The organism is Adlercreutzia sp. ZJ154 (assembly GCF_011039055.1).
Taxonomy (GTDB): Bacteria; Actinomycetota; Coriobacteriia; order Coriobacteriales; family Eggerthellaceae; genus Adlercreutzia_A.
The window spans coordinates 1-919 of the sequence record NZ_JAAKEF010000043.1 but is presented as its reverse complement, the minus strand read 5'-3'; the positions used below and the strand labels follow the sequence as shown (position 1 = coordinate 919).

General features: G+C 35.6%; 1 protein-coding gene. It reads right to left on the bottom strand.

Annotated features, from left to right (window positions below):
* A partial coding sequence (locus G7Y37_RS09065; RefSeq protein ID WP_165063140.1) for an Rpn family recombination-promoting nuclease/putative transposase occupies positions 1-704 on the bottom strand: 704 nt, incomplete at its 3' end.
* Positions 705-919 lie beyond the last annotated feature (215 nt).

Here is a 919-nt window from a genome sequence, read left to right as displayed (position 1 = left end):
ACTTCTTGCATTTCTGCTCTGACAGCATCTTCTGCAGCCCATTTAGCTTCTCGCCTTATATCTTCTTCTATAGTGCTTACAGAAAACACTTTATCCACCCACTCTCTTTTCTCATTGGCTCTATCTACCGCTTTTGCCATTGATAATACGAGGTCATCTTTAGGGTTAATCTTACCATTTGAGATGTATTCCATAAAACTGGCAAGTTTTGCATCCTTTATTTTGTTGTAAGCCTTACAGTTTAGAGCTAACCAATGTGAATCATCTTTTATGTCGATAGATGTATCTTCAATGCATTTTCTTTTAATCGTATATATTGGTAGCCCTTGTTTGAATGGATCGTGATCGCATATAAAGATAATGTAGCTAACCGGAAGAGATAAGTATTCGTCTCCTTTATCAAGAGAGGCTGTGTCAATGGCTGCCTGATAATATCTGTATCTTTTTGCAATATCTTTTCTAGGTTGAATTTGAAGCTCTATGTCATATACCTTATTTTCTCCTTTAGCAAACAAATCAAGGCGCACTCCTTTTGTGTGCGCCAGAGGTTCAAATGCCTGTTCTGCATTTTTGTATTCAAGGGACTCTATCTTTTTGTTTAATATACGCTCTAGCGTTTTTATGCATATATCCTCATCTGTCATAACTCTGTTGAACATATATTGGTTTTTAATGGTTAGCTTCTGTCTTTGCTCTGATGTCATATCTTTTTATACCTTTCTAATAATTTAAGAGTACGCAATTCTCTTAAAATCCTAGATATGACATCTAATGCCTATGTATCAGAAATGCGATATTTAGTGACACTGAAAATCGCTATGAAATCAACTGTTTGCAACAGCTATTACGTCGCAAATCTGCTCAATTGCAACTTTTAATGTATACAAATCTTGCAGAAAACTTGCAGAAAACTGGCACA